Annotated in this window: 7 protein-coding genes; all 7 read right to left on the reverse strand. The window is 51.5% G+C overall.

From position 1 onward, the window contains the following. A partial coding sequence (locus MoGM_RS00290; RefSeq protein ID WP_146078590.1) for an AMP-binding protein occupies positions 1-376 on the reverse strand: 376 nt, incomplete at its 3' end. A gap of 65 nt (positions 377-441) precedes the next feature. Beyond that, a complete protein-coding gene (locus tag MoGM_RS00295; RefSeq protein WP_104368257.1) occupies positions 442-996 on the reverse strand; it encodes a helix-turn-helix domain-containing protein in 555 nt (184 codons plus the stop codon). A 180-nt stretch (positions 997-1176) separates the two neighbouring features. Then, entirely contained in the window at positions 1177-1974 is a 798-nt protein-coding gene (locus tag MoGM_RS00300; RefSeq protein ID WP_104368262.1) for a pyrroline-5-carboxylate reductase, read from the reverse strand. A gap of 61 nt (positions 1975-2035) precedes the next feature. Further along, the gene (locus MoGM_RS00305) at positions 2036-3181 is read right to left on the reverse strand and encodes an aspartate aminotransferase family protein (RefSeq protein WP_104368258.1); all 1146 of its coding nucleotides are present in this window, start codon (positions 3179-3181) and stop codon (positions 2036-2038) included. 38 nt (positions 3182-3219) lie between these two features. Then, complete coding sequence (gene argC / locus MoGM_RS00310) at positions 3220-4188, reverse strand: N-acetyl-gamma-glutamyl-phosphate reductase (RefSeq protein WP_104368259.1); 969 nt, start codon at positions 4186-4188, stop codon at positions 3220-3222. Next, the gene (locus MoGM_RS00315) at positions 4182-4373 is read right to left on the reverse strand and encodes a PspC domain-containing protein (RefSeq protein ID WP_104368260.1); all 192 of its coding nucleotides are present in this window, start codon (positions 4371-4373) and stop codon (positions 4182-4184) included. Before MoGM_RS00315 ends, argC begins: the two co-directional genes overlap by 7 nt. Positions 4374-4379: 6 nt before the next feature. Then, entirely contained in the window at positions 4380-5579 is a 1200-nt protein-coding gene (locus MoGM_RS00320) for an argininosuccinate synthase (protein WP_104368261.1), read from the reverse strand. Positions 5580-5682: the final 103 nt, after the last annotated feature.

The raw sequence follows: 5682 nt of genomic DNA on the forward strand, positions 1-5682 counted from the left end.
ATACAATGTCGTGGGTGGTAAGCATGTGCGTGGCTGGAATAGCCACCGCACCAATCTTGTGAAGAGCGAGCATTGACAGCCAGAACTCGTAGCGGCGTTTGAGAATCAGCATCACCATATCGCCGCGGCCGATACCGAGTTGTGTGAAATATGCCGCCGTGCGGTCGCTCTGCTCTTTTATATCCTTAAATGAGAACCTGATGCATTCGTCATTGTCGTTGGTCCATATCAGCGCCGTCTTGTCTGGCTTTTCCTCTGCCCAGGCATCCATGACGTCATAAGCGAAATTAAAATTTTCGGGTATTATGAAGCGGAGGTTGTTTATGAAGTCGTCTTGCGACGTGAATGTCGTTTGTCTTAAAAATCTTTCAGTCATGGTTATAAAATCTTTCAACCATGGTCATAAAATCTTTCAACCATGGTCATCCCTCTTTTTTACCTTTAAATGATTATGGCGAGAAACTTTACCGGGCGTCCGCCGAGCGCTCTCATGCAGTGGGGCTGGCTGGCATCGAAGTATATGCTGTCGCCCTCTGCCAGTTCCATAACCTTGTCGCCTATGGTTATTTCGAGACGGCCTTCGACCACGTAATCAAACTCCTGGCCGTCGTGCGAGTTCTTATTGTATTTCTCTCCTTCGGGCAGAGGATCCACCTGTGTCATGAACGGGTTCACTTTCCGTCCGCGGAAACCGCTTGCCAGACTTTGGTATTTATATTCTTTTCGCCGTTCCACGCTCAGGCCTTGGTCCTTGCGGGTGAGGAAATAGCTGCTCATGCGTGGCTCTTCGCCGAAGAGCAGCACGTCGAGCGATATGCCGTAGCGTTTTGATATCTTTGATAGACGATATACGGAAGGGTCTGCCTGTCCGTCTTCGATCTTCATATAATGTTCGAGCGATATGTCGCATAGCTGCGCCACTTCTTCCGCCGGAATGTCGAGAACCTCGCGTAATCCGCGCAGCCGTTCGCCGATTTGTTTTATTTGTTCGTTCATGGTCGCTTGTCTTGTTCTGTTATTATACGTATTTTTTGTTTTTGCCACTGTTTGTCTCCTTCATGATATGAGGCATTTTGTTTTGCTCTCTTTGCATGGATGGATGACGTACCGTAGCCGAAAGTTTCTTTTTGTTTCTTGTCCTCTTGTGGAATAAACTCTAAAATGTATGGCAATATATCATTTCATTCCGGCTTTCAGGCCCCGTATCACAGCACTTGTAAATCCGGCGTGTTCCATTTCGTTGAGGCCTTTTATGGTGACTCCGCCCGGAGTTGTGACCTTGTCGATCTCCACTTCAGGGTGATTGCCGTTGGCTATGAGCAGGTCTACCGCGCCTTTCACCGTCTGGAGCACAATACTCTTGGCCTCATCGGCTTTAAATCCAAGCTCCACCCCACCTTCCGCTGCCGCCCGTATATATCGCATCGCGTATGCGATTCCGCATGAGGCGAGGGTTGTTCCGGCGGCGAGCAACCGTTCTTCGGTAATGATTGCCCTTCCCATGCAGTCGAACAGCTCTTTAACCTTATCGGTATCGTTTGCCGAGGCTTTTACCGGTACGATGAATGTCATCGAGCTTAGTTCGGCAATTGCGATGTTGGGGATGGCAAGGAATATATCGGGCAGCTCATGGTCTCGCACGTCACCGTCGCCAAGCCATTCCTTAATCTTTTCCGATGTGATGCCTGCCGCCACTACCACGACTGTCTGCCTGTCGTAGTCCATGTATGGCTTTATGGATTTTAGCACGGTTTCCACAAGCCACGGTTTCACGACCACACATATAGTGTCCGCACCCGACACCGCGTCGCGGTTGTCTGTAGTCACGTTTACTCCCATTTCTGCGAATGAGTCTATTGTGCTTTGCGACGGGTCGGCCACGGTGATGTCTTTGGCATCGTGTGTTTTGCCTCTGAGCAGCCCGCGTACCATTGCGCCTCCCATTGCTCCCGCCCCGATAACTGAAATCTTCATTTGCGTTTTATTTATTCCATAAACATCTGATGCCGTCAGTATGGGCATCAGGTGCAGGTTGTCATACTGTTTGTTTTAGAACCCTTTTGAGCCTTTCGATAAACTCGTCCGCCATGTCTTTTGTGAAGCAAAGAGGCGGAAGCAGTCTCAATGTGCCCGTTCCGGCACATCCTGTGAATACATGCTCGTTGCGCAGCAGAGCCTCGCGCACCGCTTTGTGCGGCATGTCGAGTTCGATTCCGATCATCAGCCCTCTGCCACGCACCTCGGTGATATGGCATTCTTGTTGTTGCAGTTCCCTCAGTTTATCCATCAGATACTCACCGGTGGCGTGTGCGTTGTCCACCAGGTTTTCGCTTTCAATGACGTCAAGTACCGATATGGCTGCCGCACATGCGAGATGATTGCCGCCGAAAGTGGTGCCGAGCTGCCCGTATTTCGGTGCGAAATCGGGTGAGATGAGCACCGCTCCCATCGGGAAACCGTTGCCAATGCCTTTTGCCGCGGTTATGATGTCGGGGCGGATGTCGAGCCACTGGTGGGCGAAGAACCTCCCGCTGCGCCCGTATCCGCACTGTATCTCGTCGGCGATGAGCACCGTTCCGTTTTCACGGCAGGCCTCGGCCAGTCCTTGCGCAAACTCTTTGTCTGCCATTCTGATGCCGCCCACACCCTGTATACATTCGATTATGCAGGCACACACATCGCCTTTGGACAGTTCGTCCCGCCATGCGTCGAGGTCGTTGAGCGGCAGGTATGTGACGTGTCCGTTGGCATTGACGGGCGCTATGATATTGGGGTTGGCCGTGGCTTCCACCGCCAGCGACGTGCGTCCGTGAAAAGCTTTCTCTGCCGACAGTATCCTTGTGCGTCCGTTTGCGAACGATGCCAGTTTCAGTGCGTTCTCGTTGGCCTCCGCTCCGCTGTTTATCAGAAACAGTTGGTAGTCTTCATATCCCGATGCTTTGCCCAGCCTGCCGGCCAGTTCGGTTTGGAGGGTGTTTATCACTGAGTTGCTGTAAAAGCCCAGTTTGCCCAGTTGGGCGGTTATCTTGTTGGTATAGTGCGGATGACAGTGCCCTATGCTGATTACGGCATGTCCTCCGTATAGGTCGAGATATTCCGTGCCTTTGTCATCCCAGACGCGGCATCCCTCACCTTTTACAATGTTGATGTCGAATAACGGGTAAACGTCAAATAGTTTCATGCTTTTCTTTTTTTACCGTACTTGTCTTGTCCGTGTTTTTAAAATGCGCTTGGTTTAAGTCTCAGGCCGGCCGTCTCGTCTATGCCGAACATTATGTTCATGTTCTGTACCGCCTGGCCCACAGCGCCTTTAAGCAGGTTGTCGACGCAGGAAGTGATGAGCAGTTTGTCGCCGTGCTTGTCGCAATGTACGAGACACTTGTTTGTATTCACCACTTGCTTCATGTCTATTGCCTTGTCTGCATAGTGCGTGAATGCCGCATCGGCGTAGAACTTTTTGTATCCCGCCACGATGCTTTCCATGTCGGCATCTGTCCGTACAACCGAGGTAGCGAATATTCCGCGTGCGAAATTGCCTCGATACGGTATGAAGTCTATCTCTGCGTCAAGTGTGCCCTGAGCATGGCGCAGGCTCTGTTTTATTTCCGGCACATGCTGGTGGGTGAATGCCTTATATATGCTCATGTTGTCGGTGCGCCATGAGAAATGTGTCGTCGACGTGGGTTTCTGTCCCGCTCCGGTGCTTCCGGTGATGGCGTTTACCATTACGTCTTTCGTAATCAGTCCCATCTTTGCCGCCGGCAACAGTCCGAGCTGTATGCAAGTGGCGAAGCATCCCGGGTTGGCGACATGCTGTGCGGCCGCTATTTTATCCTTGTTCAGTTCCGGCAGGCCGTATGTGTAGTCGTTGCCGGGGGCTTCTATGCGGAAGTCTTGTGCCAGGTCTATAATCTTTACGTTTGCCGGCACGTCGTGTTCTTTCAGGAAAGCCTCGCTCTTGCCATGCCCGAAACAGAAGAACAGCACGTCCGTATCGCTGAAAGGCATGTCGGCCGTGAATGCCATGTCCGTCTCGCCGTATAATCCTCCGTGTACGTCGGCAATCTTGTTGCCGGCATTGCTCTCGCTGTTGACGAACACTATCTCTGCTTGCGGATGGTTGATGAGCAATCTTGTCAACTCGCCTCCGGTGTAGCCGGCTCCGCCCAATATACCGATTCTTACCATTGTTGATGATTTTTAGGTGCGAGTAGCCATATCAGCAGGTAGGTGACGAGACCGGCTCCGTAGCTTAATATGAATGCGGCGAAAGCAATGCGGACTATTAGCGGGTCTATGTCGAAGTATTCGGACAGCCCACCGCATACACCGCCTATTTTCTTGTCTGATGATGAGAGATAGAACTTTTTCATGCCTTTTTATCTGTTTTCGTCTTTATGTATTCCGTAATACATTCTCAGCGGGGTGCTCAGTACCTTGATGAATCCTTTTGCCTCGTCGGCCGTCCATCCCCGTTGCATTTCTCCATACTCGCCGAGCTTAGACTTGGTGAGGTCGTCGGGCGAGTCGACGCCAACGGTGTCGAACCCTAACGGGCGGAGGCGCAGTATGGCCGTGCCGTTCACGTTGCGTTGTGACGACGTGAGCATAGCCTCTATGTCGGCCATCACAGGCTCGAGATACTGGCTCTCATGCAGGAACATACCGTACCAGTTGGCCACCTGGTCTTTCCAGTACTGCTGCCATTTGCTCAGTGTCGACTTCTCGAGCAGGCGGTGTGCCTCGATAATCAGTTTGGGAGCTGCGGCCTCGAAGCCCACGCGTCCTTTTATGCCGATGATGGTGTCACCCACGTTGCAGTCGCGGCCGATGCCGTATGCGGAGCCTATCTCTTCTATTTTCTGTATCGCCGCCACCTTGTCGTCAAACAATTCGCCGTTGACGGCTGTTATTTCGCCTTTTTCGAAAGTTATTTTCAGGAGCTGCTCTTCCTTTTGTGTCACGTGTTTGAGATACGCTTCCTCGGGCAATCCCTGTGTAGGGTCGAGCAGTTCGCCTCCGCAGATGCTTGTTCCCCATATACCCACGTTGTAAGAGTATTTAAGTTTGGTGAAGTCGGCGGTAAATCCGTGCTCGTTCAGGTAGTCCACCTCCTCCTTTCGTGTGAGCGCCTTGTCTCTTGTGAGCGTGATGATCTCCACACCGGGAGCCATCACGAGGAATGTCATGTCAAATCGTATCTGGTCGTTGCCTGCTCCGGTAGAGCCGTGCGCTATTGCGTCGGCACCTATCTCGTTGGCATATCGTGCTATGGCAATGGCCTGGAATATGCGTTCCGAAGATACGGATATCGGGTAACAGTTGTTCCGCAGCACATTGCCGAATATCATGTATTTCAGCGATTTGTCGTAGTACTCCTGTGTCACGTCGAGCGTGGCGTACTTCACGGCGCCGAGTTTGTATGCGTTCTCTTCGTTGGACTTAAGCTGTGCGGGGCTGAAACCGCCCGTGTTGGCGCATGCGGCATATACGTCGTATCCGTCTTGTGCCAGCTTCATCACTGTATACGAGGTGTCTAATCCGCCGGAAAAGGCCACCACTACTTTCTTGTTTGCCATATTTTAATTAATAATTATTTAAATGAAGAGTGAAGAGCGAAGACGTATTGATGAGCGAAGCGAGTGATTTGCTATCTTTGTTCCCTTTCGCCTATTCACGTCT

This window comes from Prevotella sp. MGM1, from assembly GCF_002933775.1.
In the GTDB taxonomy this organism is placed as follows: Bacteria; Bacteroidota; Bacteroidia; order Bacteroidales; family Bacteroidaceae; genus Prevotella.

Excerpts from the sequence above, each read along its gene's own strand:
- MoGM_RS00295 (WP_104368257.1), bottom strand. The coding sequence starts at position 996 with ATGAACGAACAAATAAAACAAATCGGCGAACGGCTGCGCGGATTACGC.
- MoGM_RS00300 (WP_104368262.1), bottom strand. The coding sequence starts at position 1,974 with ATGAAGATTTCAGTTATCGGGGCGGGAGCAATGGGAGGCGCAATGGTA.
- MoGM_RS00305 (WP_104368258.1), bottom strand. The coding sequence starts at position 3,181 with ATGAAACTATTTGACGTTTACCCGTTATTCGACATCAACATTGTAAAA.
- argC (WP_104368259.1), bottom strand. The coding sequence starts at position 4,188 with ATGGTAAGAATCGGTATATTGGGCGGAGCCGGCTACACCGGAGGCGAG.
- MoGM_RS00315 (WP_104368260.1), bottom strand. The coding sequence starts at position 4,373 with ATGAAAAAGTTCTATCTCTCATCATCAGACAAGAAAATAGGCGGTGTA.
- MoGM_RS00320 (WP_104368261.1), bottom strand. The coding sequence starts at position 5,579 with ATGGCAAACAAGAAAGTAGTGGTGGCCTTTTCCGGCGGATTAGACACC.